Origin of the sequence: Synechococcus sp. HK05 (assembly GCF_019104765.1) — a bacterium.
Taxonomy (GTDB): Bacteria; Cyanobacteriota; Cyanobacteriia; order PCC-6307; family Cyanobiaceae; genus Vulcanococcus.
On the sequence record NZ_JAHRXJ010000004.1, the window covers coordinates 33,728 to 58,206 of the forward strand.

General features: G+C 65.3%; 18 protein-coding genes. 15 read left to right on the top strand and 3 right to left on the bottom strand.

The window, feature by feature from the left end; genetic code table 11:
* Window position 1: 1 nt before the first annotated feature.
* Both recG and KUL97_RS03430 read left to right on the top strand, forming a co-directional pair.
* Window positions 2-2,428, top strand: coding sequence for an ATP-dependent DNA helicase RecG (gene recG / locus KUL97_RS03425; RefSeq protein ID WP_217796008.1), 2,427 nt, complete (start codon window positions 2-4; stop codon window positions 2,426-2,428).
* A 6-nt stretch (window positions 2,429-2,434) separates the two neighbouring features.
* A complete protein-coding gene (locus KUL97_RS03430; RefSeq protein WP_217795591.1) occupies window positions 2,435-3,151 on the top strand; it encodes a M15 family metallopeptidase in 717 nt (238 codons plus the stop codon).
* On the opposite strand, the gene sir is transcribed toward KUL97_RS03430, so the two are convergent.
* Window positions 3,137-4,942, bottom strand: a complete 1,806-nt coding sequence (gene sir, locus KUL97_RS03435) for a sulfite reductase, ferredoxin dependent (RefSeq protein ID WP_254896163.1) — start codon at window positions 4,940-4,942, stop codon at window positions 3,137-3,139. The two genes, KUL97_RS03430 and sir, sit on opposite strands and share 15 nt — an antisense overlap.
* Before the next feature lie 105 nt (window positions 4,943-5,047).
* Here sir and glyS point away from each other — a divergent pair, with 105 nt between their 5' ends.
* Window positions 5,048-7,213: a glycine--tRNA ligase subunit beta gene (gene glyS, locus KUL97_RS03440; RefSeq protein ID WP_217795592.1), complete on the top strand. Its 2,166-nt coding sequence runs from the start codon at window positions 5,048-5,050 to the stop codon at window positions 7,211-7,213.
* Between the two features lie 86 nt (window positions 7,214-7,299).
* Here the strand turns inward: glyS and chlP are convergent, their stop codons facing one another.
* The gene (chlP, locus tag KUL97_RS03445; protein ID WP_217795593.1) at window positions 7,300-8,682 is read right to left on the bottom strand and encodes a geranylgeranyl reductase; all 1,383 of its coding nucleotides are present in this window, start codon (window positions 8,680-8,682) and stop codon (window positions 7,300-7,302) included.
* A 122-nt stretch (window positions 8,683-8,804) separates the two neighbouring features.
* On the opposite strand from chlP, the gene KUL97_RS03450 reads away from it, so the two are divergent.
* From KUL97_RS03450 to ccsB, 8 genes are all read left to right on the top strand, one after another.
* Window positions 8,805-9,563: a D-alanyl-D-alanine carboxypeptidase family protein gene (locus KUL97_RS03450; protein WP_217795594.1), complete on the top strand. Its 759-nt coding sequence runs from the start codon at window positions 8,805-8,807 to the stop codon at window positions 9,561-9,563.
* Window positions 9,563-12,136 carry a U32 family peptidase gene (locus tag KUL97_RS03455; protein WP_217795595.1) on the top strand — a complete coding sequence of 858 codons (2,574 nt, stop codon included), beginning with the start codon at window positions 9,563-9,565 and terminating at the stop codon, window positions 12,134-12,136. The genes KUL97_RS03450 and KUL97_RS03455 overlap by 1 nt, the downstream gene beginning before the upstream one ends.
* A 196-nt stretch (window positions 12,137-12,332) precedes the next feature.
* Window positions 12,333-14,141, top strand: a complete 1,809-nt coding sequence (typA, locus tag KUL97_RS03460) for a translational GTPase TypA (RefSeq protein WP_217795596.1) — start codon at window positions 12,333-12,335, stop codon at window positions 14,139-14,141.
* Window positions 14,142-14,151: 10 nt separating this feature from the next.
* Window positions 14,152-14,544, top strand: a complete 393-nt coding sequence (locus tag KUL97_RS03465) for a DUF309 domain-containing protein (protein WP_254896164.1) — start codon at window positions 14,152-14,154, stop codon at window positions 14,542-14,544.
* Window positions 14,545-14,642: 98 nt separating this feature from the next.
* The gene (locus tag KUL97_RS03470) at window positions 14,643-15,185 is read left to right on the top strand and encodes a hypothetical protein (protein WP_217795597.1); all 543 of its coding nucleotides are present in this window, start codon (window positions 14,643-14,645) and stop codon (window positions 15,183-15,185) included.
* Window positions 15,182-15,910, top strand: coding sequence for an LPS export ABC transporter ATP-binding protein (gene lptB, locus KUL97_RS03475; protein WP_217795598.1), 729 nt, complete (start codon window positions 15,182-15,184; stop codon window positions 15,908-15,910). Before KUL97_RS03470 ends, lptB begins: the two co-directional genes overlap by 4 nt.
* Before the next feature lie 77 nt (window positions 15,911-15,987).
* The gene (locus tag KUL97_RS03480; protein ID WP_254896165.1) at window positions 15,988-17,115 is read left to right on the top strand and encodes an LptF/LptG family permease; all 1,128 of its coding nucleotides are present in this window, start codon (window positions 15,988-15,990) and stop codon (window positions 17,113-17,115) included.
* 54 nt (window positions 17,116-17,169) lie between these two features.
* Window positions 17,170-18,090, top strand: a complete 921-nt coding sequence (gene ccsB, locus KUL97_RS03485; RefSeq protein ID WP_217795600.1) for a c-type cytochrome biogenesis protein CcsB — start codon at window positions 17,170-17,172, stop codon at window positions 18,088-18,090.
* Between the two features lie 118 nt (window positions 18,091-18,208).
* Here the strand turns inward: ccsB and rpe are convergent, their stop codons facing one another.
* A complete protein-coding gene (gene rpe, locus KUL97_RS03490) occupies window positions 18,209-18,892 on the bottom strand; it encodes a ribulose-phosphate 3-epimerase (RefSeq protein WP_217795601.1) in 684 nt (227 codons plus the stop codon).
* Window positions 18,893-19,124: 232 nt separating this feature from the next.
* On the opposite strand from rpe, the gene glpX reads away from it, so the two are divergent.
* From glpX to gndA, 4 genes are all read left to right on the top strand, one after another.
* Window positions 19,125-20,129 carry a class II fructose-bisphosphatase gene (gene glpX, locus KUL97_RS03495; protein WP_217795602.1) on the top strand — a complete coding sequence of 335 codons (1,005 nt, stop codon included), beginning with the start codon at window positions 19,125-19,127 and terminating at the stop codon, window positions 20,127-20,129.
* A 101-nt stretch (window positions 20,130-20,230) separates the two neighbouring features.
* Window positions 20,231-21,535: a glutamyl-tRNA reductase gene (locus tag KUL97_RS03500; RefSeq protein ID WP_217795603.1), complete on the top strand. Its 1,305-nt coding sequence runs from the start codon at window positions 20,231-20,233 to the stop codon at window positions 21,533-21,535.
* A gap of 143 nt (window positions 21,536-21,678) precedes the next feature.
* Window positions 21,679-22,974, top strand: coding sequence for a glucose-1-phosphate adenylyltransferase (locus tag KUL97_RS03505; protein WP_217795604.1), 1,296 nt, complete (start codon window positions 21,679-21,681; stop codon window positions 22,972-22,974).
* A gap of 88 nt (window positions 22,975-23,062) precedes the next feature.
* The gene (gene gndA, locus KUL97_RS03510) at window positions 23,063-24,478 is read left to right on the top strand and encodes an NADP-dependent phosphogluconate dehydrogenase (RefSeq protein WP_217796011.1); all 1,416 of its coding nucleotides are present in this window, start codon (window positions 23,063-23,065) and stop codon (window positions 24,476-24,478) included.
* Window position 24,479 lies beyond the last annotated feature (1 nt).

Below are 24,479 nucleotides of genomic sequence, written 5' to 3' on the forward strand. Positions count from 1 at the left end.
GCTGCGGCCCCTGCAACAGGGGCTGCAGCTGGAGGCCGAGCGCGGCTTCGGCAACCTGCAGGGGCGGCGCGAACCCTTTCAAGCTTTTCTCAGCCGCAGCCTGCGGGAAGCGCCGGGGCCCTTGCCCCCCCATCAGCAGCAGTTGCTGGCGCAGCTGGCTGAGCAGTTCGAGACCTACACCGAACTGAGCCAGGCCGGCCGCCAATCCCTGGTGCGCCGCACCCGCCAGGCCCTGCATGAACTGCAGCGGGCCCATGAGCCGGTGCGGCCGGTGGCGCCCCCCCGGTTGCGGCTGGTGCCGGAGGCTCCCCCTGTGGCCACCAGCGTTCGCCCCGACACGCCCCTCAGCGAGATCAAGGGCGTGGGGCCGAAAAGTGCAGCGCGGTTGGCGGCCCTTGATCTTTGGGTGGCGCGGGATCTGGTGCGCTACTACCCGCGCGACTATCTCGATTACTCCAACCTGGTGCGCATCGCGGCCCTGGAGCCCGGCCGCACCGCCACCATCGTGGCCACGGTGCGCCGCAGCCATAGCTTCACCAGCCCCCGCAACCCCAACCTCTCGATCCTCGAGCTGCAGCTGGTGGACATCACTGGCCGCATTCGCATCTCCAAGTTTTTTGCCGGTAAACGCTTCAGCTCGCCCGGTTGGCTGAAGGCCCTGCAACGTCAGTACCCCACCGGTGCCACCGTGGCGGTGAGTGGTTTGGTGAAGGAGACCCCCTACGGTCCCGCCTTCCAAGATCCCTTGATGGAGGTGCTGGCCAGCCCAAATGCGCCGGTGCAGAGCGAGCAAATCGGCCGGCTCCTGCCGGTGTATGGCCTCACGGAGGGGCTCACGGCTGATCGCCTGCGGACGTTGGTGCGCCCCTTGCTGGCCGCCGCCCAGGCCTGGCCTGATCCGCTGCCGTCTGCGATTCAGCAGCAGGAGCAGTTGGTGGATCTGGGTACAGCTCTCCATCAGATCCATGCCCCCAGGGACCAGGCGGCTTTGGCCCAGGCGCGCCGTCGCTTGGTGTTTGACGAGTTCCTCTATCTGCAGCTCGGCCTGTTGCAACGCCGGCGTCAGCTCACCAGCCGCCCGGCGCCGGCCTTGAACAACCCCAGTGGCACGCTGCTGCATGGGTTTCTGGAGTTGCTGCCCTTTCCCTTAACGGGGGCGCAGCAACGGGTGCTGGCGGAAATCCGCGCCGACCTGGAACGGGAGCAGCCGATGGCGCGGCTGGTGCAGGGCGATGTGGGCAGTGGCAAAACCGTGGTCGCCATCGCGGCCCTGCTCACCGCCATCGAAGCCGGCTGCCAGGGCGCCTTGATGGCGCCCACCGAAGTGCTCGCTGAGCAGCATTACCGCAAGCTCTGCGAGTGGCTGCCGCAATTACATGTGAGTTGCGCCCTGCTCACCGGTTCCACGCCCGCGCGGCGGCGGCGGGAGCTGCTGGCGGATCTGGCCAATGGCACCCTCAAGATGCTGGTGGGCACCCACGCCCTGTTGGAAGACCCGGTGCAGTTCGCCCGGCTGGGTCTGGTGGTGGTCGATGAGCAGCACCGCTTCGGGGTGCATCAACGCAACCGTCTGCTCGATAAGGGTTTGCAGCCTCACCTGCTCACGATGACGGCCACACCGATCCCGCGCACCCTCGCGCTCTCCTTGCACGGTGATCTGGAGGTGAGTCAGATCGATGAGCTGCCTCCGGGGCGCACGCCGATCCGCACGGCCCTGCTGTCGGCCGCCGACCGCGACCAGGCCTACCAACTGATTCGCGAGCAGGTGGCTCTGGGCCAGCGGGCCTATGTGGTGCTGCCGCTGGTGGAGGACTCAGAAAAGCTCGATCTGCGCTCAGCGGTGGAGGTGCATCAACAGCTCAGCGAGCAGATCTTCCCCGACCTGCAGGTGGGTCTGCTGCATGGGCGTATGGCCAGTGCGGATAAGCAGGCGGCGATCGGTGCCTTTGCCGCGGGCGACACCCAGGTGCTGGTGAGCACCACGGTGGTGGAGGTGGGCGTGGATGTGCCGGAGGCCAGCGTGATGGTGATCGAGCATGCCGATCGCTTTGGTCTGGCCCAGTTGCACCAGTTGCGCGGCCGTGTTGGCCGGGGGGCGGCGGCGTCGTTCTGTCAGCTGATCAACGACAGCCGCAATGCCCTGGCCCGCCAACGCCTGGAGGTGTTGGTGCATTCCACCGACGGCTTTGAAATCGCCGAGATGGATCTGCGCCTGCGGGGGCCTGGGCAAGTGCTGGGCACCCGTCAGAGTGGCCTGCCGGATCTGGCCCTGGCCAGCCTCACCGACGACGGGGATGTGCTGGAGCAGGCGCGTTTGGTGGCGCAGCGGATCATGGACACCGATCCCGGCCTGGAGGCCTGTCCCTCCCTGGCCCAGGCCCTGGCGGAACAGCGCCAGCGCACCGCCGCTCCAGCCCGTTTGAACTAAATACCGATGCGTCCCTGGAGCCCGATTGCGATTGCGGAGTGCGGCGAGCCGCTTCTGCCCCTGCCAGCGGAGCTGCTGCGCCTCGAGCCCCATCCCTATGCGCGGTTGGGGGCTCCCTATGGCGAGGGCGCCAGCCCATTTCGGTTGCGGCAGGGAGTGATCGCGCGGCTGCTGGAGGCTCAGCGGCTGTTGCAGCAGCACAGCCCCGATGGCCGCCTGGCCATCTTTGATGCCTGGCGGCCGATCGCGGTGCAGCGCTTCATGGTGGCCCATGCTTTGGCGGAGGAATGCGCCGCGCGGGGGGTGGATCCGAGCTATCCCAGTGCGGAGCGGCAGGCGGTGGAGCAGGAGGTGGGGCGCTTCTGGGCCCCCCCCAGCAGCGATCCGGCCACCCCGCCGCCCCACAGCACCGGCGCGGCTGTCGACCTCACCCTGGCGGGTGCGGAAGGGGAGCCCTGGGATCTGGGTTCCCCGATTGATGCGCTGGGCCCGGTGTCCCATCCCGATCACTTCGCCGCGTTGGCGCAGAAAGCCCGTGAGCCTGGGTTACGCCAGCAGGCGGCGCTGTTTCACCAGCGGCGATCGCTGTTGGCGGCCGTGATGGAGCAGGCAGGATTCGCCCAGCACCCGAACGAGTGGTGGCATTTCAGCCACGGCGATCAGCTCTGGGCCTGGCGCACCGGCGGACAGCAGGCCATCTACGGCCGATCAGGCGGCGACTAGGAGCGATTCCACCTGCTCGCGGCCGAGCTTGGCGACGTAGTCGCCGAAGGAGCGGCGGCCGCCGGCCGCCTTCCAACCCAGCAGCAGTGGCTCGAGGGTGCTTTCGAGCTTCTCCAGGGGCATCTTGTCCAGGTAGGGCTCCGCCAGGCGCGTGAGGTTGGGGCTCCCGCCTAGCCACACCTGGTACTGGTTCACGCCGTCGCCCACCAGGCCTAGTTCGGCCATGTAGGGGCGGGCGCAGCCGTTCGGGCAGCCCGTCATCCGCACCAGCATCGGCTTCTCGATCTCCAGCCGGCGCAGCTGTGCATCGAGGCGGTCGAGCACCTGGGGCAGGATTCGCTCAGCTTCCGTTACCGCCAGGCCGCACAACGGCAGCGCTGGGCAAGCGATGGCATGGCGCGCCAGCAGCGGCGGGGCCTCCGGTGTGGTGATGCCCATGGCCTCCAGGGCCGTGCGCACGCTGGCCCGCTGGGCCGTGCCGATGTTGCAGAGCAGCAGGTCTTGGTTCGGGGTGAGACGCACTTCGAGTTGATAGGTCTCCACCAGGTTGCGCAGGCCCCGCTTCAGGTCGCCAGCCAGACGGCCGCAGAGCAGCGGAATTCCCACAAACCACTTGCCGGTGCCCTGGCGATGCCAGCCCAGATAATCCTGCAGCTTGGCTTTGGGCTCGAGGCGCAGGCCTTTGATCGGATGGGCGAAATACTTCGCCTTGAGCTCCTGCTTGAACCAGGCGATGCCCTGATCGTGGATCAGGTATTTCATCCGGGAGTGGCGGCGATTTTGCCGGTCGCCGTAGTCGCGCTGGAGGGCCAGGATCGCCTGCACCAGATCGAGCACATGCTCGGCCTCCACATAACCGAGCGGATCGGCCGTGCGAGCGAAGGTGTCTTCCTTGTTGTGGGTTCGGCCCATGCCACCGCCCACATACACGTTGCAACCCCGCAGAGCACCGTTGGCATCGGCAAAGGCCACCAAGCCGATGTCCTGGGTGAGTAGATCCACGGAGTTATCACCGGGCACCGTGACCGCGCACTTGAATTTGCGCGGCAGGTACACGGGGCCGTAGAGCGGTTCCTGGGCGTCGCCGCTGAACACGCCCCCGTCGTGCTGACGCTCGCGCACCTTGTTCACGGCGCGGGTGGGTTTGATGCGGTAACTCAGTTCACCATCCACCCACAGATCGAGGTAAGCGCCCTCTGCGGCAACGGGGCTGAGGGTGTCGGCGATGTCGTTGGCGAGCTGGCGGGCCGCCGGGTAGGCACCCTTCTCGAATGGCGCCGCCGGGGCCATCACGTTGCGGTTGATATCACCACAGGCCGCCAGGGTGGAGCCCATGCCGCGCACGATGGTGCCGATCACTTCCCGGAGGTTGTGCTTGCGGATGCCATGCATCTGAAAGGCCTGGCGGGTGGTGATCCGCAGGGTTCCATTCCCCAGACGATCGGCGAGATCGTCCATGGCCAGAAACAGCGAAGCCGGGATCCGGCCGGCAGGACTGCGCAAGCGCAGCATCATCTGCCAATCGCGTTCTTGCCCTTTCTGGCGGTTTTCGCGGTTGTCTTGTTGATAACTGCCGTGGAACTTCAGCAGTTGAACAGCGCCATCGCTGAAATGGGGCAGATCGTTCTCGAGTTCAGTCGCTAGCGGCTCGCGCAGATAGGCGCTATCGGCCTTGAGCTGCTCAAACTTGCTGCGCTCGGCGCCGTTGGCGATGCAAGGCGAAAACGGGCGGCTGCCCTGGAGCTCAGAACTGCGCTCGTCGGACCCTGCCGTCACCGTCACACGCTGCATCGAGATGGAGGTATGACCGTAGCGAAACGCCGTTCAGGACTGAACAGCCCAGGGTCTGATCCAGAGCCCTTCAATACAGTGGGCGGCTGTTGTGGCCTGAACCTCGTGTCGACCTTTCTGCTGGAGATCGGGACCGAGGAACTGCCCGCTGATTTTGCCCGCCTGGCGCTGCCCCAACTCGAGCAGATGGTGCGCCGCGATCTGAGCGAAGCGCGGTTGGGCCACGGCGCGATCCGCTGCACCAGCACACCGCGCCGCATCGCCCTGCAGGTGCACGATCTGCAAGCGGCCGCTCCCGATCTCGAGGAGGAGCGCAAAGGCCCACCCGCGGCGCAGGCGTTCAAGAACGGCGTGCCAACGCCTGCGGCGGAAGGCTTCGCCAAGCGTTGTGGCCTCGCCGCTGACGCCCTTGAAATTCGCGACACGCCGAAGGGGCCGTTCGTGTTTGCCACCGTGCTTGAGCGGGGGCGGCCCGCCCCTGAGCTGCTGAGCGCTTGCATCCCGCAATGGATCAGCAGCCTCCAGGGCCGTCGTTTCATGCGTTGGGGCTCCGGTGAGAGCCGCTTCTCCAGGCCAGTGCGCTGGCTGGTGGCGATGCTCGATCGCGAGGTGGTGCCCGTTCGCCTGGAGGGCAGTGATCCGGAGGTGCAGAGCGGGAATAGCAGCCGCGCCCACCGGCTCACCGGTGGTTCTGTTGCCATCAGCAGCGCCTCGGCTTACGACGAGGCCCTGGCAGGCGCTGGTGTGCAGGTGGACCGCAACCAGCGGGCTGACTGGATTCGTGAGGCGGTTGCCACGGCCGCTGAAGCACTTGAGGCCACCGCGGATCTGCCCAGCGATCTGTTTGAGGAACTCACCGACCTGGTGGAAGCGCCGCTGTTGATTGAGGGGAGCGTGGACGAGCACTACCTCGCCTTACCGGCCGAGGTGTTGAGCACGGTGATGCGCGCTCACCAGCGCTACGTGCCGCTCTATCGCCGCGGCGCCCATCACGACCCCCTCGCCCTCGATGCGCGCGGCAGCCTGTTGCCGCGCTTCCTGTGCATTGGCAATGGTTTGCCTGAAGCCCTCAACACCGTGCGCCGCGGCAACGAGCGGGTGCTCAAGGCCCGCCTGGCGGACGCTGAATTTTTTGTGAATGCCGACCGGGCGGTGCCGAGCATCGACCGCCGCGATCAGCTGGCCCGAGTGACCTTTGCCGCTGGCCTGGGCTCGCTGCTGGACCGCGTGGAGCGTCTGGAGTGGATCAGTGATGTGTTGCTTGAGCAGCTTGCGCTGCCAGAGGCCACAGCCGCCCACGCCCGCCGGGCCGCCCACCTGTGCAAGCACGATCTGGTGAGCCAGATGGTGGGCGAATTCCCTGAGCTCCAAGGTGTGATGGGTGGCAAATACCTGTTGGCTGAAGGGGAGCCCCGTGAGGTGGCCCTTGCCGTTCTGGAGCACTATCTGCCCCGTGGTGCCGGCGACGCCTTGCCCGTTTCGGATGCCGGTGCCGTGGTGGCGTTGGCTGAACGGCTCGAACTGTTGCTGAGCATCTACGCCAAAGGCGAGCGTCCCAGCGGTTCCTCTGATCCCTATGCCCTGCGCCGCGCCGGCAATGGTGTGCTGCAGATTCTCTGGGCCAAGGGCTGGCGGCTGAATCTGCTGCAGTTCCTGGAGCGGGCCACGGCTCACTGGGCTCAGCTGTTGCCCGATTTCAAGGTGGAGCCTGAGGCCCTCGCTGCCGATCTGGGCGAGTTGCTGCGGCAGCGGGTGCAGAGCCTGCTGGAAGAGGTGGGCACCGATGCCGATCTGGTGCAGGCGGTGGCGGGCGACAGCGTTGCGCTCGAGCGCCTGCTCAGCGATCCCGCCGATGCCCGTGAGCGGGCTGACCTGTTGATGCAGCTGCGGGGCAGCGGTGACCTGGCTGCTGTTCAAGCGGTGGTGACGCGCGCGGCGCGTTTGGCCGAGAAGGGCGATCTATCCACCACGGTGCTGGCGGCAGCGGGCGTTGTGGATGCCGCCTTGTTTGAGAAGGGCAGTGAAGCGGGCATGTTGCAGGTGGTGGATCAGCTCGAGCCGATCGCAACAGCCACCGGCCCTGATCGCTACCGCCAGCTTGCTGAGGGATTGATCGCCGGCACCGCTGCCCTTGCGGCCTTCTTCGATGGCGACCAGAGCGTGATGGTGATGGCCGATGACCCGGCGATTCGCAGCAACCGCCTCAACCTGCTCGGTGTGCTGCGCAATCAGGCTGCGGTGCTCGCGGACTTCAGCCGGATTAGCGGCTGATCGCAGAGCAGCATCAAAAAACCCCGTTGCTCCCTCGATCTTGAGGGGCAACGGGGCGATGTCAGCGCAAGGGCTTCAGCCGCGAATCACTTGCCGGCCAGAGCGGGCTCCCGATCTTCGTTGGTTTCACCGGCTGAATTGGCAGCTTCCTTGGCTTTGCCAACGCGGATGCCGCCCTTGATCGTGCTCACGGCGAGCATGGCGTTCACCTCGGATTCGTCGCGCACCGCACTGGGCACAGGCTTGTAGCCCTGGGGCGCGAGGGCATTGCCGCGCAGCACCGAGCCCAGGGTGAGCAGGGTGAGCTTCAGCTGCTGCCAGGGGTTCATCGCCACCACACGCTTGTAGAGGTAGCTGTCGAAGGTGAGGCGCTGCACGTCCTTGTCATCGCACATCTCCACGAACGCTTCGCGGGCCGCGTCATTGCGGTAGAAGATGTTTTGCAGGATCTCGAGCACCTTGTAGGTGGCGCCGTACTGACGGTCCCACTTCTTGAGGTACTTCTTGAGGTCAGCTTCGGAGGGCACTTTCTTGCCGCCCTGGCTGGATTCCACGATCTGCTCGGCGCACATGCGGCCGCTCTTGGCGGCGAAGTAGATGCCTTCGCCGGAACTCTTGGTGACGTAGCCAGCGGCATCGCCCACCAGGGCCATGCGACCCACCACGCGGCGCGGGCGCGGGTGTTCAGGGATCGGGTGGGCTTCCACCTTGATCACTTCACCGTTCACCAGGCGCTTTTTGGCGCGCTCGCGGATGCCTTCCTGCAGGCTCTTGATCAGGGCCTGGTTCTCCTGCATGGTGCCGGTGCCCACGGCCACGTGGTCGTACTTGGGGAACACCCAGGCGTAGAAGTCGGGCGACACATCGGTGCCCACATACATCTCAGCCAGGCTCTCGTAGTACTTCATCTCCTCAGCCGGGAGCTTGATGCGCTCCTGGAAAGCGATGGCCACGTTGTAATCGCCGGCATCCATCGCCTTGGCCACGCGGCTGTTGGCGCCGTCGGCACCAACGATCAAATCAACCTCGAGGCTCTTGGTGGTGCCGGTGGCCTCACCGTCGCTGTAGTCGGAATAGGTGAGGGTGTAGGGGCCCTGGCGGTTGGCGCCGGTGTCGATCTTGGTCACCAGACCGTTCACCAGATGCGCACCCAGATCGGCGGCACGGTTGCGCAGGAAGGCATCCATCACCTCGCGGCGGCACATGCCGATGTACTCGTTCTCATTCTCGAGATTGATGTCCACCTCGCGGTTGGAGGGGGAGATCATCTTCATGTTCCGCACTTTGCGGTCGATGATCGACTCGGGCAGGTCGAATTCATCCACCATGCAGAGCGGGATGGCGCCGCCGCAGGGCTTGGCGTTATCCAACTTGCGCTCGAAGATCCAGGTTTCGATGCCGGCCTTGGCCAGCACTTCCGCAGCACAGGATCCGCTCGGGCCGCCGCCCACCACCGCGACTCGCAACATCTTGAAACCCGCTCCGCCAGAAGGATGTTGGGTGGAAGCTAACACCGCTGAGTAGGCAGCTGCTGGCGCTCCTGGGCCCCAGCCTTACCATCGGTCAACCCTGCTGCCATGGGAGTCGTCGCTTGCCCAGCGCCAGTCGGCAGTCCACAGCGCTGCGCAGCGCCAAGCGCCGCAGCACCGACGACATCCCCCTCGCCCAGCGCACGATTTCGCCCGCGCTCCAGCGGCGCACCCCCTGGCGTGCCGCCCTCACCGCTGCCGGTGCGGCGTTGCTGGCCGCCGCTGCCTTGGCGGTGGTGTTTCCTCAACCCTTGCGGCGCTTGATGGCCCCGCCGCCGGTGCAGGGGCTGCAGGCACGGGTGGGATTGGATGGCCGCCTGCTCGGTCATTTCCCCTACAACGAAGCCACAGCCGCTGATCTTGTGGCGATTGCTCCCGGGGTGGAGCTCCACCGCGACGCCGCCGAGGCTCTAGGCCGCCTGCAGGATGCCGCTGCCGCCGATGGCATTGATCTGCGCGTTCTCAGCGCCTATCGCTCGATTGATCTGCAGAAGCAGATCTTTTTCGAGGTGAAATCTGAACGCAACCAGAGCGCACTCGAGCGCGCTCAGGTGAGTGCCCCGCCCGGCTTCTCGGAACACAGCACCGGCTATGCCGTGGATCTCGGCGATGGGCGAGCGCCGGATACCAATCTTTCCCAACGCTTTGAAACCACTGCCGCGTTTGCCTGGCTGCAGGCCCACGCCAACCGCTATCACTTCACCCTCTCGTTCCCAGCCGGCAACGCCCAGGGCGTGAGCTATGAGCCGTGGCACTGGCGCTTTGAAGGCACGGCGGAGGCCTTGAAAACCTTTGAGGCCGCCCAGCGGCTGGGCCGTTGATGGCTGCCCTGCCTGAGCTGCTGGCCCCCGCCGGTTGCTGGGAGTCGCTGAAGGCTGCTGTGGCCAATGGCGCCGATGCCGTGTACTTCGGCGTGGAGCAGTTCAATGCTCGTCTGCGCGCTGAAAACTTCCGCACAGCCGATCTGCCGGAGGTGATGGATTGGTTGCACCGCCGCGGTGTGAAGGGTTTTCTCACCGTGAACGTGTTGATCTTTCCCGCTGAGCTGGAGCAGGCGGCCGCCTTGCTGCTGGCGGCCGAGGCGGCGGGTGTGGATGCCCTGATCGTGCAAGACGTGGGCCTGGCCTGGCTCGCCCAACAGCTCACCCCCGCCCTGGCGATTCACGGCTCCACGCAGATGTCGATCACCAGCGCCGCCGGTGTGGCGATGGCCGCTGAGCTCGGCTGCACCCGGGTGGTGCTGGCGCGGGAGTTGAGCCTGCGCGACCTCCAACGCATTCAGGAGCAGCTCCAGCGCCGCGGGTTGCAGATGCCGCTGGAGGTGTTCGTGCATGGGGCCCTGTGTGTGGCCTACTCCGGCCAGTGCCTCACCAGCGAAGCCCTGGGCCAGCGCAGCGCCAATCGCGGCGAATGTGCCCAGGCCTGCCGTTTGCCTTATCAATTAATCGTCGATGGCGTCGAGCGCGACCTCGGCGAGCAGCGCTATTTGATGTCGCCGCAGGATCTCGCGGCCTGGGAACTGCTGCCCCAGCTTGCGGCTTGTGGCATCGCCAGCCTCAAGATCGAAGGCCGGCTCAAGGAAGCCAGCTATGTGGCGGCCGTCACCGAGGCCTACCGGCGTGGCTTGGATCAGCTGCTGCCTGGGGTGGGGGATGAGGCTTCCGGAGACTCTCCACGCGCGGATATCCATGGATACCTGCCCTCGGACACCTCTGCCGATCAGATCCGCCGCCAACTGGAGCTGAGTTTTTCCCGCGGTCTCAGCCACGGTTGGCTGGATGGTGTGAACCACCGCGAGCTGGTGCATGGCCGCTGGAGCAAAAAGCGCGGCCCCTGGCTTGGCCGGTTGCAGGCGGTGGAGCCCGATGGGCGCCTGGTGCTGCGCAGTCGTCAGCCGCTCAAGCCTGGCGATGGCGTGGTGTTGGAAGTGCCCAGCTCTGATCCACTGCTGCCGCCCCGGGAAGTGGGCGGGCGATTGATGCAGGTCACGCCCCTGCCCCGCGGCCAGGTGGCCCTCAAGCTCGGTCCGGGCCGGGTGGATCTGCGTGGTTTGCAGCCCGGTAGCCCCTGCTGGCTCACCAGTGATCCCCAGCTGGAGCGCCACCTCGAGCGCCTGGCACTGGCGGAGGTGGCCGAACAGCGCCAGGGATTGCATTGCCGAGTTTGGGGACAGGCGGGCGAGCCCCTCACCCTTGAGGCAGCCGCCATCGCCGGCGTGCCGGGTGGCCCCTGGCGGGTGGTGTCTGACCAGCCCTTGCAGGAGGCTCACGGCGCTGGCCTTAACCAGGAGCGCCTGCAGCAGCAGCTGGGGCGTTTGGGCGGTACCCCGTGGCTGCTGGCCTCGCTGCAGGTGGAGCTCAGCGGTGAGCTGTTTTTGCCAGTGGCTCAGCTCAACGCGCTGCGCCGCGCCCTGGTGGATCAGTTGGCTCAGGCCTTGGCCCTGCGAGCTGCTGCCCAAGCCCAGCGAGCGCCGATTGGCGATGCAGCGGAACCGCTGCGCCGGGTGATGGCGGCGGCCAGTGCAGCCGTTCCGGCTGCAGACACGGCAGCGGTGGAGCTGAGCGTGTTGGTGCGCAGCCTCCACCAGCTCGAAGCCCTGCGGGAGCAGCCGGTGCAGCGGGTGATTGTGGATCTTGAGCACCCCGCACAGCTGCGCCAAGCGGTGCGGGAGTACCGCGGCTGCTGGCCCGGAGGGATCTGGGCGGCCGGCCCTCGCATCACCCGCCCCGATGAAGCCTGGACCCTCGAACCGTTGCTGCGGGCCGAGCCGGATGGCTTCTTGGTGCGCAATGCCGATCAGCTGGAGCGGCTCACGCCGGTGGCGCCCTGCGCGGCTGATTTCTCGTTGAATGTGGCCAACCCGCTCACGGCCCATTGGCTGCTCGAGCGCTGGGGTTTGGAGTGGATCACCGCCAGCTACGACCTCGCCCTCGATCAGCTACTGGCGTTGGTGGCAGGCGCAGCGGCGGGGCGCGTGGAGATCACGCTTCATCAGCACATGCCGCTCTTTCATATGGAGCACTGCCTGTTCTGCGCCTTCCTTTCCCAGGGGCACGACCACACCGATTGCGGCCGGCCCTGCGAACAGCACACCGTGCTCCTGCGCGATCGCAGTGGCGCCGAGCACCCACTGCGCGCTGATCTCGGCTGCCGCAACACCCTGTTCAACGGCCGCGCGCAGACCGCTGCGGAGGCGATTCCGCAGTTTTTGGCCGCCGGTGTGCGGCGGATGCGCCTCGAACTCCTCGATGATTCAGCGGCCGATACCCAACGCCGAGTGGCGCTTTACCAACAGGCCCTCGCGGGCGAGATCAGCGGCAAAACCGTGTGGCAGCGCGAGCAGCTCGATAGCCGGCTGGGGGTCACGCGCGGAACCCTGGCCGAACGCCGCTGAGCAGGAGACTCAGGCGTCAGGCCCTGCGATAGATTTGCTTAACGCACCGTAGGGATTCTGCAGGCCACGCTGCAGGGGAGTCCAGAACAGATCGCTTTGCTTCAGGCCCGGCGATCCAGCTCAGGGGTTTCAGTCATCGTTCCCACGCCAACGCCTGCGGCGTGCGCCATTGAGATCACAACCAGCATCACCTTTTATGAGCGGCGAGCATCCGGGAACACCGATCCGCAATATCGCAATCATTGCCCACGTTGACCACGGCAAAACCACCCTGGTGGATGCGCTGCTGGCTCAATCCGGCATCTTCCGCGACAACGAGGCCGTCCCCACCTGCGTGATGGACTCCAACGATCTGGAGCGCGAGCGCGGCATCACCATCCTCTCCAAGAACACCGCGGTGGACTACGAGGGGATCCGGATCAACATCGTGGATACCCCTGGTCACGCCGACTTCGGCGGCGAGGTGGAGCGGGTGCTCGGCATGGTGGATGGCTGTCTGCTGATCGTGGACGCCAACGAGGGCCCGATGCCCCAGACCCGCTTCGTGCTGAAGAAGGCCCTGGAGAAGGGCCTGCGCCCGATCGTGTTTGTGAACAAGATCGACCGCGCCCGCGTGGATCCTGAGCAGGCCGTCGACAAGGTGCTCGACCTGTTCCTGGAGCTCGGTGCTGACGACGATCAGTGCGACTTCCCGTATCTGTTCGGCAGTGGCATGGGCGGCTACGCCAAGCCGGACATGAAGACGGAGAGCGAGAACATGCGTCCTCTGTTCGATGCGATCCTGCGCCACGTTCCGCCGCCGGTGGGCGACCCCGAGAAGCCCCTGCAGCTGCAGGTGACCACCCTCGACTACAGCGATTTCCTCGGCCGGATCATGATCGGCCGCATCCACAACGGCACGATCAAGGCTGGTCAGCCCGTGGCGCTGCTGCGCGACGACGGCAGCGTGAAGCGTGGCCGCATCAGCAAGCTGCTGGGCTTCCAGGGTCTGCAGCGGGTGGAGATCGAACAGGCCCGCGCCGGTGATCTGGTGGCCGTGGCTGGTTTCGATGAGGTGAACATCGGCGAAACCATCGCCTGCCCGGATGAGCCCAAGGCACTGCCGCTGATCAAGGTGGACGAACCCACCCTGCAGATGACCTTTGTGGTCAACGACTCGCCCTTCGCCGGTAAGGAAGGCAAGTTCGTGACCAGCCGTCAGGTGCGCGATCGCCTCAACAAAGAGCTGCTCACCAACGTGGCACTGCGCGTTGAAGACACCGACTCCCCCGACCGTTGGGCCGTGAGCGGCCGCGGTGAGCTGCACCTGGGCATCCTGATCGAAACCATGCGCCGCGAGGGCTATGAGTTTCAGGTAAGCCAGCCTCAGGTGATCTTCCGCACCATCGATGGCACCCCTTCGGAGCCGTTCGAAACCCTGGTGCTGGATGTTCCCGAAGAGGCCGTGGGCGCCTGCATCGAAAAGCTCGGCATCCGCAAGGCCGAGATGCAGAACATGGAAAACACCAACGACGGCCGCACCCAGCTGGAGTTTGTGGTGCCCTCCCGCGGCCTGATCGGTTTCCGCGGCGAGTTCATCCGCGCCACCCGCGGTGAAGGGATCATGAGCCACTCCTTCCTCGATTACCGCCCGATGCAGGGTGAATTCGAGACCCGCCGCAACGGTGTGCTGATCGCCTTTGAAGAAGGCACCGCCACCTTCTATGCCCTGAAGAACGCGGAAGATCGCGGCCAGTTCTTCATCAGCCCCGGCACCAAGGTGTACAAGGGCATGCTCGTGGGCGAAAACAACCGCCCGCAGGATCTCGAGATCAACGTCTGCAAAACCAAGCAGCTCACCAACATGCGCTCCGCTGGGGCTGAGGAACTCGACACCCTGCAGGCCCCGATGCAGATGACCCTGGAGCGCGCTCTGGAGTACATCGGTCCCGACGAGATGCTGGAGGTCACCCCTGAGTCGATTCGCCTGCGCAAGCTGCCGGTGAAGAAGCCGGCGCGTCGTTGAGCGGGTTCGCTTGAGCGAGTCCCTCTCAGAGGAAGCCAGCCTGATGGTCGATCCCCGCTTCGGGGAGGCCGTCAGGCTTTTTAATGCCGGCGAGTGGTACGCCTGCCACGACGGTTTCGAGGAGCTTTGGCATGAAACCCAGGGCCCGTGCCGCAAGGTGTTGCAAGGAATCCTTCAGATCGCCGTGGCGCACCTGCACCTGGAGCGCGGCAATCGGCGCGGAGCCACGGTGCTCCTCGGGGAAGGGCTCGGCCGCCTGCAGAGCGCAGGGCCCGAGGCGTTCGGACTGAATCTTGAGCTGTTGCGCCAGCAGGCACGGGCCCGTCTCCATGCGCTGCAACAGGACCAAGACCCCGCTCCCCTGCCATTGCCACGGCTTGATGCCAATTGCGCAAACGCCTGATGGGCCAGGCGAACTGAGCGATACCATGGCACAATTGAATGTTCGAGGAGCGGGGTTTGGCCGCCAGGCGCACCACGGCCAGACACGCTTCCGCTCTGGTGGCTGCTCTGCTGTTCACCGCCGCCGTTGAGCCGCAGGTTGCTGCCGCTCAAGATCTGGCAGCCCCGGAAGCCGCCAACCAGGCCGCGCCAACAGCAGCCACCCCGGCCGCACAACCGGCCCCGCCTGCTCGGGTGTCGACAGGCCTGGTCACGATTGAGTCCGACCAGCAGCGCGCCGATCAGCTCACCGGCGTGATCACCGCCACGGGCAACGTGCGCATCGTGTATCCCGATGAGCGTGTTGTGGCCACCGCCCGCCAGGCCCAGTACTTCAGCAAGGAAAACCGGGTGGTGCTGAGTGGCGATGTGGACATCGTTCAGGAGGGGGGCAATTTGATCCGAGCGGAACGGGTTGTGTATCTGGTGGATGGTGAGCGCCTGATCGCCGTTCCCCCCTCTGGCCAACAGGTGTTCAGCCGTGTGCGGATCCAGCAGAAACCCGCAACCGCGGCAACGGCTGCCGCGGCGGCAACACCCGATCCCGCAGCGGCGACACCGGGGACTCCCACTCCCGCTCCGGCTCCGGCCGCTCAGCCATGAGCTTGGTGTTGGATCACGTCGCCCTCACGATTGGAGGGCGGCCCCTGGTGAAGCAGGTGAGCCTCAACCTCAATCCCGGCGAAGTGGTGGGACTCCTGGGGCCCAACGGCGCGGGTAAAACCACCACCTTCAGCTTGGTGACCGGTCTGCTCCGACCCGATTCAGGGACCGTGGTGATGGATGGAGATTCGGTGGCGGACTTGTCGATGCCCGAGCGGGCCCGGCTGGGGATCGGCTATTTGCCCCAGGAGGCCAGCGTGTTCCGCAACCTCAGCGTGCGCGACAACCTGCAACTGGCGCTCCAGGAGAGCGCCGTACCCCGCAGCCAGCGCAGCCTGCGGGTGGAGCAGCTGGTGGATGATTTTCATCTGCGCCCGTTCGTGGAGCGCAAAGGCTTCCAGCTCTCCGGCGGAGAGCGCCGGCGCTGTGAAGTAGCCCGCGCCCTTGCCGTGGGCGAGCACGGCCCCCGTTATCTGCTGCTCGATGAGCCGTTCGCTGGGGTGGATCCCCTGGCGGTGGCCGATCTGCAAAACCTGATCGCCCGGCTGCGCGATCGCGGCATGGGGATCCTGATCACCGATCACAACGTGCGCGAAACCCTCGCCATCACCGATCGGGCCTACATCCTCACCGAGGGCAGCATCTTGGCCAGCGGGCCCTCGCGCGAAATGGCCAACGACCCCCTGGTGCGGCGCCACTATCTCGGGGAGGACTTCAAACTGTGAGTTCAGTTGCTTCTGTCTTTGATCCTCTCCAGCGCCATCTCCAGCGGCTGAGGCGCCAATGGCAGCGCTTGCCGCTGATGGATCGCTGGCTGTCTTCGGAATTGCTCGGGCCGCTGCTGTTCGGGATCGCCGCGTTCACCGCGGTGTCGCTCTCGGTGGGGGTGGTGTTCGAGCTGGTGCGCAAGGTGGCCGAAGCCGGCCTGCCGCCGCTGGTGGCGATGCAGGTGTTGGGGCTGCGGTTGCCGGGCTTCCTGGTGCTCTCTTTCCCGATGGCCACGCTGATGGCCACTTTGCTCGCCTTCAGCCGCCTGTCGAGCTCCAGCGAGCTCACGGCGCTGCGCAGCATCGGCGTGCCCACCTGGCGGATGGTGGTTCCGGCCCTGGCCGTGGCCGCCCTGATGACCGTGCTCACATTTGTGTTCAACGATGTGATCGTGCCGAGCGCCAACCTGGCCGCCGCTGACACGCTCGATTCAGCCCTGGGCCGCTCGATCGCTGCCGAACGGGGCGACAACGTGGTGTATTCCCGCTACGCCCAGATCACCACCATCGACGAGGACGGCAAAGAGCGCAGCAGCAACGATCTGGCGCAGCTCTTCTATTCGCGTCGCTTCCGGGAGGGAAAGATGTACGAGGTGACCCTGGTGGATTTCACCAAGGCTGGTCACCAGCAGCTGCTCATCGCCAAAACCGGCGTCTGGAACGATGCCCGCAGCATGTGGGAGTTCCGCGATGGGCGCATCGTGGATATCGACAGCGCCAACAACCGCACCACCTCGGCGGATTTCGATCGCTACTTCTACCCCTTCACCAAAGCGCCCCTGGATGTGGGCAAATTGCCCAGTGATGCCGCCCAGATGACCGTGGCCCAAGCCTGGCGGGCGGAGGCGCTGCTCGAGCAGGCTGGCGATCGCAAGGAAGCGCGGCGTCTGCGGGTGCGCATCCAGGAGAAGTTCGCCTTCCCGGCGATTTGTCTGGTGTTTGGCTTGATCGGCAGCAGCCTTGGGGTGCGTCCCAATGCCCGCACCAGCCGCAGCCAGGGCTTTGGCATCAGCGTGCTGCTGATTTTTGGGTACTACCTGATGTCGTTCATTTTCAGCTCGCTGGGGATCAAAGGCACCTTGATGCCCTTCTTTGCCGCGTGGATGCCGGTGTTCATCGGCCTGGGCGGTGGCTTGGTGCTGTTGAAACAAGCCAGTCGCTGAGCCCACTCTTCACGGCAGACTGGGCGCGCATCTTTTGTGTTGCTCCTCGTTTTCGTGACCGATCCGGTTCTGGCCCTGGGCCTTGGCGCCTTTGCCTTGCTGTTGCTGGCGCTTCCTCTGGCCTTCTGGAGTGTGAGTGGAGGCGGCCAGGGCAGCCAGGCCGTGCGTTGGATGGTGGCGGCGGCCAACCTGGCCCTCACCGCCCAGCTCGTGCTGCGCTGGTGGCAGTCGGGGCATTTCCCGATCAGCAACCTCTACGAATCGCTCTGCTTCCTGGCCTGGGCCTGCACCCTCACGCAACTGTTGGTGGAGCGCAGCTACCCCTCGCCGATCGTGGCGGCTGCTGCCACCCCGATGGGCCTGGGTTGCGTGGCCTTCGCCAGCTTTGCCCTGCCGGATCAGCTGCAGCAGGCCGCGCCCTTGGTGCCCGCGCTGCGCTCCAGCTGGTTGGTGATGCATGTGAGCGTGATCATGGTGAGCTATGCGGCGTTGCTGGTGGGCTCTCTGCTCTCGCTGGCGGTGCTGTTCACCGACCGCGGTCAACAGCTCGAGCTGCGCAGCAGTTCCATCGGCAGCGGCGCCTTCCGCCAGGCCAGCCTTGCCGCTGAGGGTCCCGCGGCCTCCGGCCTGGAGCTCAGCAGTGCCAGCCTCTCGCTCAGCGAGCAGCTCGACAGCCTCAGCTACCGCACCATCACGGTGGGCTTCCTGCTGCTGTCGATCGGCATTGTGAGCGGTGCGGTGTGGGCCAATGAAGCCTGGGGGAGCTGGTGGAGCTGGGACCCCAAGGAAACCTGGGCACTCATCTGCTGGTTGGTGTATGCCGCCTATTTGCACACCCGTCTCAGCCGCGGCTGGCAGGGCCGCCGGCCGGCAATGGTGGCGGTGGCGGGTTTGGTGGTGATCTGCGTTTGCTACATCGGCGTGAACCTGCTGGGCATCGGTCTGCACAGCTATGGCTGGTTCCTGAGCGCCTGATCACGGCATTCCGCCGTTGAGCCAGCAGCACAAGAAAAAACCCCGATTCTGCACAAGCTGTACAGAATCGGGGTTTTGCTGTTCGAGGCTTGCCGGAGCAGGCCGGTGAAGCTCTGGTTCAGGCAGCAACGGCCACGGGGCGCTTGCTGTTGCGGATGCCGGTGATGGCCTCGGCGTAGCTGGGCTGGTTGAACACGCCGGAGCCACTCACGATGGCGTTGGCGCCGGCTTCGATCACTTTCCAGGCGTTCTCGGCCTTGATGCCGCCGTCCACTTCGATCCAGGGATCGAGGCCACGCTCATCGCACATGCGGCGCAGGTCGCGGATCTTCTGCACCTGGTTCTCGATGAAGCTCTGGCCGCCGAATCCGGGGTTCACGCTCATCACCAGCACTAGGTCGCACAGCTCGAGGCAGTACTCGAGAGTGTCGATCGGGGTACCGGGGTTGAGCACAGCGCCGGCCATCTTGCCCAGATCTTTGATCTGAGCCAGGTTGCGGTGCAGGTGCGTGCAGGCTTCCACCTGCACCGAAATGATGTCGGCGCCGGCCTTGGCGAAGTCGGCCACGTATCTCTCGGGCTCCACGATCATCAGGTGAACGTCGAGGGGCTTCTGGGTCACCGGACGCAGGGCTTCCACGATCAGGGGACCGATGGTGATGTTGGGCACGAAGCGGCCATCCATCACATCCACGTGAATCCAGTCGGCACCGGCCTGGTCCACAGCGCGCACATCGTCGCCGAGGCGGGAGAAGTCGGCCGAAAGAATCGACGGCGAGATCACCAGGGGTTTGGTGCTCATGGCAGCGCTGCTGGCAGGGAGAGGGGTGATTGTAGGAATGCACCTTCCAACAGCCTTTGAAGCGCCCGTGCAGCGGCGCCGAATCGCTCTGGAAGCACTGATACAGTGAGCGGCGCTTCAAGCCTGAAAGGCCTTGGTGTTGCTGGCCGAACCGGCTGTTCACGCGGTTTCGGTGGTCACGATGCCAAGCACCTCCAGCTGTTGACCCCTCTTTCCCTTCGCTGCACCGCCTGTGGATCGCACCCTGATTCAAGAAATTCTCGAGGTTGTTGAGCAGGCAGGCATCGCTTCCGCCAAGCTCACCGGCATGGGCCTCAAGAACGAGGCTGACGCTGCCGCCGTGGAAGCCATGCGCGAGCGGATGTACAAGATCCAGATGCAGGGCCGCATCGTGATCGGCGAGGGCGAGCGCGACGAAGCGCCCATGCTCTACATCGGTGAAGAGGTGGGCAGCGGCACCGGCCCCGGCGTGGATTTCGCCGTGGACCCCTGCGAAGGCACCAACCTGTGCGCCAACAGCCAGCGCGGTTCGATGGCCGTGCTCGCTGCCTCCGACCGCGGCGGTCTGTTCAATGCGCCCGACTTCTACATGAAGAAGCTGGCTGCTCCCCCGGCCGCCAAGGGCAAGGTGGACATCCGCAAGTCGGCCACCGAGAACATCAAGATCCTCAGCGAGTGCCTCGGTCTTCCCGCTGAAGAGCTGGTGATCGTGGTGATGGACCGCGCTCGCCACAAGGATCTGATCAAGGAGATCCGCTCCACCGGCGCCCGCGTGCAGCCCATCTCCGATGGCGACGTGCAGGCCGCCATCGCCTGTGGTTTCGCCGGCACCGGCACCCACTGCCTGATGGGCATCGGCGCTGCACCCGAGGGTGTGATCTCCGCCGCCGCTCTGCGCGCCCTGGGTGGTCACTTCCAAGGTCAGCTGGTGTATGACCCCGCCGTGGCGCAGACCTCCGAGTGGGAAGGCCTCACCAAGGAAGGCAACCTGGCTCGTCTGGCTGAGATGGGCATCAGCGATCCCGACCGCATCTACGAAGCTGAAGAGCTGGCCTGCGGTGAGAACGTGGTGTTCGCCGCCACCGGCATCACCGATGGTCTGCTGTTCGACGGCGTGAAGTTCGAAAAGGACTGCACCCGCACCAGCTCCCTGGTGATCAGCACCCTCGACAACACCGCCCGCTTCACCACCACCGTGCACATCAAGGACGGCGCCCAGAGCATCGCTCTGCGCTGATCTGTGCCCTAGGGGGTGGGGTGCTCTGAATTTTTCAGGGCACCCCGCCTTTGTATTGGCACCTTGCTTTCGCTTGTCCTCGCACGTTTCGTTTCGGCTCCATGCACATCGCCGTCGTCGGCCTCAGTCACCGCACGGCCCCGGTGGAGATCCGGGAACGGCTCAGCATTGCCGAGCAGGCGATCGAGGATTCGCTGCAGCGCTTGCGCTCCAGCGAGGACGTGCTGGAGGCCTCCATCCTCAGCACCTGCAACCGGCTGGAGATCTACACGCTGTTGCGCCATCCAGAACAGGGCGTGTCGGCGGTTGGCAGCTTCCTGAGTGATCACTCCGGTTTGGAGCTCGATGAGCTCACACCCCACCTGTTCACCTACCACCACGAAGAAGCCGTCGCGCATTTGATGCGGGTGGCCGCTGGATTGGATTCGCTGGTGCTGGGCGAGGGCCAGATCCTCTCCCAGGTGAAGAAGATGTATCGCCTGGGCCAGGAGCACCGCTCCATCGGTCCGATCCTCAACCGCCTGCTCAACCAGGCCGTGAGCACCGGCAAGCGGGTGCGCAGTGAAACCAACCTGGGCACTGGCGCAGTGTCGATCAGCTCAGCGGCGGTGGAACTGGCCCAGCTCAAGGTGGGTCAGGCCCGGGGCGTGGATGATCTGGTGCCCCTCGATCAAGAGCAGATTGCCGTGGTGGGTGCCGGTCGCATGGCGCGCCTCCTGCTGCAACACCTGCAGGCGAAGGGCGCCAAGGGTGTGGTGCTGCTCAACCGCACCGTGCAGCGCGCTGAAGCGATGGCCGCTGATTTCCCCGGCCTGCCCGTGCAGTGCCGTCCCCTCGGCGATCTCGACCATTGCCTGAGCACCTGCTCGCTGGTGTTCACCAGCACCGGGGCCGATGATCCGATCATCACGGTGGAGCGCCTCGAGAAGCTCAACCGCCGCTCCTCGCTGATGTTGGTCGACATCGGCGTGCCCCGCAACATCGCTGCCGGGGTTGGAGAGCTGAGCGGCGTCGACTCCTTCGACGTGGACGACCTGCAAGAGGTGGTGGCCCGCAACCAGGAAGCGCGGCGCGAGATTGCCGCTGAAGCCGAAGGGATGTTGCGGCAGGAAGGGCGTGATTTCCTCGATTGGTGGGATGGCCTTGAGGCTGTGCCGGTGGCCAACCGCCTGCGCACGCAGCTCGAGCAGATCCGTGAGCAGGAGCTGCAGAAAGCCCTGAGCCGCATGGGGCCCGACCTCTCCGCCCGCGAGCGCAAGGTGGTGGAAGCGCTCACCAAGGGCATCATCAACAAGATCCTGCACACCCCAGTGACCAACCTGCGCGCACCCCAACCGCGCCAGCAACGCCACCAGGCGATGAAGGTGCTTCAAGACCTGTTCGAGCTGCACGACAGCCAGGATTGATCCCCTCTCCTGTGCTCCCGGAGACCTGCTGAGGCCGCGCTTGTGACGCGGCCTTTCCGTTTTCAGCCAATCTGCTCAGAAGGGTTCCGGTGAGGCCGTGGGTTCGCCTACCGTCTTGGCGCCCAAGGCACTAGGGATCAGGCATGAAGCGCGTTCTGGCGATCATTCTCGGCGGCGGAGCCGGCACGCGCCTCTACCCGCTCACCAAGATGCGCGCCAAGCCCGCCGTGCCTCTGGCGGGTAAATACCGACTGATTGATATTCCGATCAGCAACTGCATCAACTCCGGCATCAACAAGATGTACGTGTTGACGCAGTTCAACAGCGCTTCGCTCAACCGCCACCTCACCCAGAGCTACAACCTCTCCTCTGGCTTCGGTCAGGGTTTTGTGGAGGTGCTCGCTGCGCAGCAAACCCCGGAAAGCCCCAGCTGGTTCGAAGGTACAGCTGATGCTGTGCGCAAATACCAGTGGTTGTTCCAGGAGTGGGATGTGGACCACTACCTGATCCTCTCCGGCGACCAGCTCTACCGGATGGACTACAGCACCTTTGTGGACCACCACATCGCCACCGGTGCCGACGTGAGCATCGGCGCCCTGCCGGTGGATGCCGCCCAGGCCGAGGCGTTCGGCTTGATGCACACCAATGAGCACGGCCGCATCCAGGAGTTCCGCGAGAAGCCCAAAGGCGATGCTCTGAAGGAGATGTGGGTGGATACCTCCAAGCTCGGCCTCTCCGCGGAGGAGGCGCTGAAGCGGCCCTACCTGGCCTCGATGGGCATCTATGTGTTCAGCCGCGAGACGCTGTTCGATCTGCTGGCCAAGAACCCCACCGCCACCGATTTCGGCAAGGAGATCATTCCTGAGGCCCTCAACCGCGGCGACAACCTGCAGAGCTTCCTCTTCGACGACTACTGGGAAGACATCGGCACCATCGGCGCCTTCTACGAAGCCAACCTGGCGCTGACCGATCAGCCGAACCCGGCCTTCTCCTTCTACGACGAGCAGTTCCCGATTTACACCCGGCCTCGTTACCTGCCCCCCAGCAAGATGCTCGACGCGCAGGTGACCCAATCGATCATCGGCGAGGGCTCGATGCTCAAGGCCTGCAGCATTCACCACTGCGTGCTCGGCGTGCGCACCCGCGTGGAAGACGAGGCCGTGCTGCAGGACACCCTGGTGATGGGCAGCGACTTCTTTGAGTCGAGCGAGGACCGCGCCGTGTTGCGCGAGCGGGGCGGTATTCCCCTGGGTGTGGGCCGGGGCACCACGGTGAAGCGCGCCATCCTCGACAAGAACGTGCGGATCGGCCGCGACGTGACGATCGTGAACAAGGACCGGGTGGAGGAAGCCGATCGGCCTGAGCTCGGCTTCTACATCCGCAACGGCATCGTGGTGGTGGTGAAGAACGCCACCATCGCCGACGGCACGGTGATCTGAAGCACGTCGACGTTGGCAGTTGGCAACGATGGGGCTGCGCCACCGGTGCAGCCTCGCCACACTGTTGACAACCACTTCAAACCTCGTGATGGACAAGGCCCATTTCGGCCTGATCGGCCTGGGTGTGATGGGAGAAAACCTGGTGCTCAATGCCGAGCGCAATGGTTTCTCGAGCGTCGTGTACAACCGCACCTACGCCAAAACCGAGGAGTTCCTCAAAGGCCGCGGGGCCGGTAAGCAGATCATTGGCGCCACCTCCCTCGAGGATTTCGTGGGCAAGCTGCAGCGCCCGCGCCGCATCCTGATGATGATCAAGGCGGGCGATCCGATCGACGCCATGATTCAGCAGATCTCTCCGCTGCTGGAGGAAGGCGATCTGCTGATTGACGGCGGCAACTCGCTCTATACCGACACCGAGCGCCGTGTGTCTGAACTCGAGAGCAAGAGCTTCGGCTACATCGGCATGGGCGTCTCCGGCGGCGCCAAGGGTGCCCTGGAGGGCCCGAGCATGATGCCGGGTGGCACCAAGGCCGCCTACGACGCGATCGAGAGCCTCGTGCGCAAGATGGCGGCCCAGGTCGAGGACGGCCCCTGCGTCACCTACATCGGTCCTGGTGGTGCCGGCCATTTCGTGAAGACCGTGCACAACGGCATTGAATACGGCATCGAGCAGATCCTGGCCGAGGCCTACGACCTGATGAAGCGCAGCGCCGGCATGAACGGCGAGGCGATGGCCGATGTGCTGAAGCAGTGGAACGCCACCGAGGAGTTGTCGTCGTTCCTGGTGGAGATCACGGAGATCTGCCTGCGCACCAAAGATCCCGCTGATGGCGCTGATCTGGTGGAGAAGATCGTGGATGCCGCCGGCCAGAAGGGCACCGGCCTGTGGACCGTGGTCAGCGCCCTGGAGATGGGCGTCTCGGTGCCCACCATTTACGCGGCCCTCAATGCCCGGGTGGTGAGCTCGATGCGGGCCGAACGGCTGGCCGCTGAATCGCTGCTGCCCCCGCCGGCCTCCCGGGCCATGGATCTCGGCAGCCCCGCCGATGCGATGGCACCGCTGATGGATGCCTGCGTGCTCGCCTGCATCGCCAGCTATGCCCAGGGCATGGCCCTGCTGCAGGAGGCGTCGAAGCTGCACAACTACAACCTCGACATGTCGGCCATCGGCCAGATCTGGAAGGGTGGCTGCATCATCCGCGCCCGCCTGCTCCAGCGCATCCAGAACGCCTACACCGCCAAGGCTGATCTGCCCAACCTGATGGTGGATCCCTGGTTTGCCGATCAGATCAAGCGCCGGATCGGCGGCCTGCGCCAGGTGGTGGCCGGTGCCGCTGCCGCTGGCATCCCCGTGCCTTGCTTGAGCAGCTCGCTCGATTACATCGACAGCTACTTCACTGGCCGTTTGCCCCAGAACCTGGTGCAGGCCATGCGCGACTGCTTCGGCTCCCACACCTACGAGCGCGTTGACCAGCCCGGCACCTTCCACACCGAGTGGATGTGAG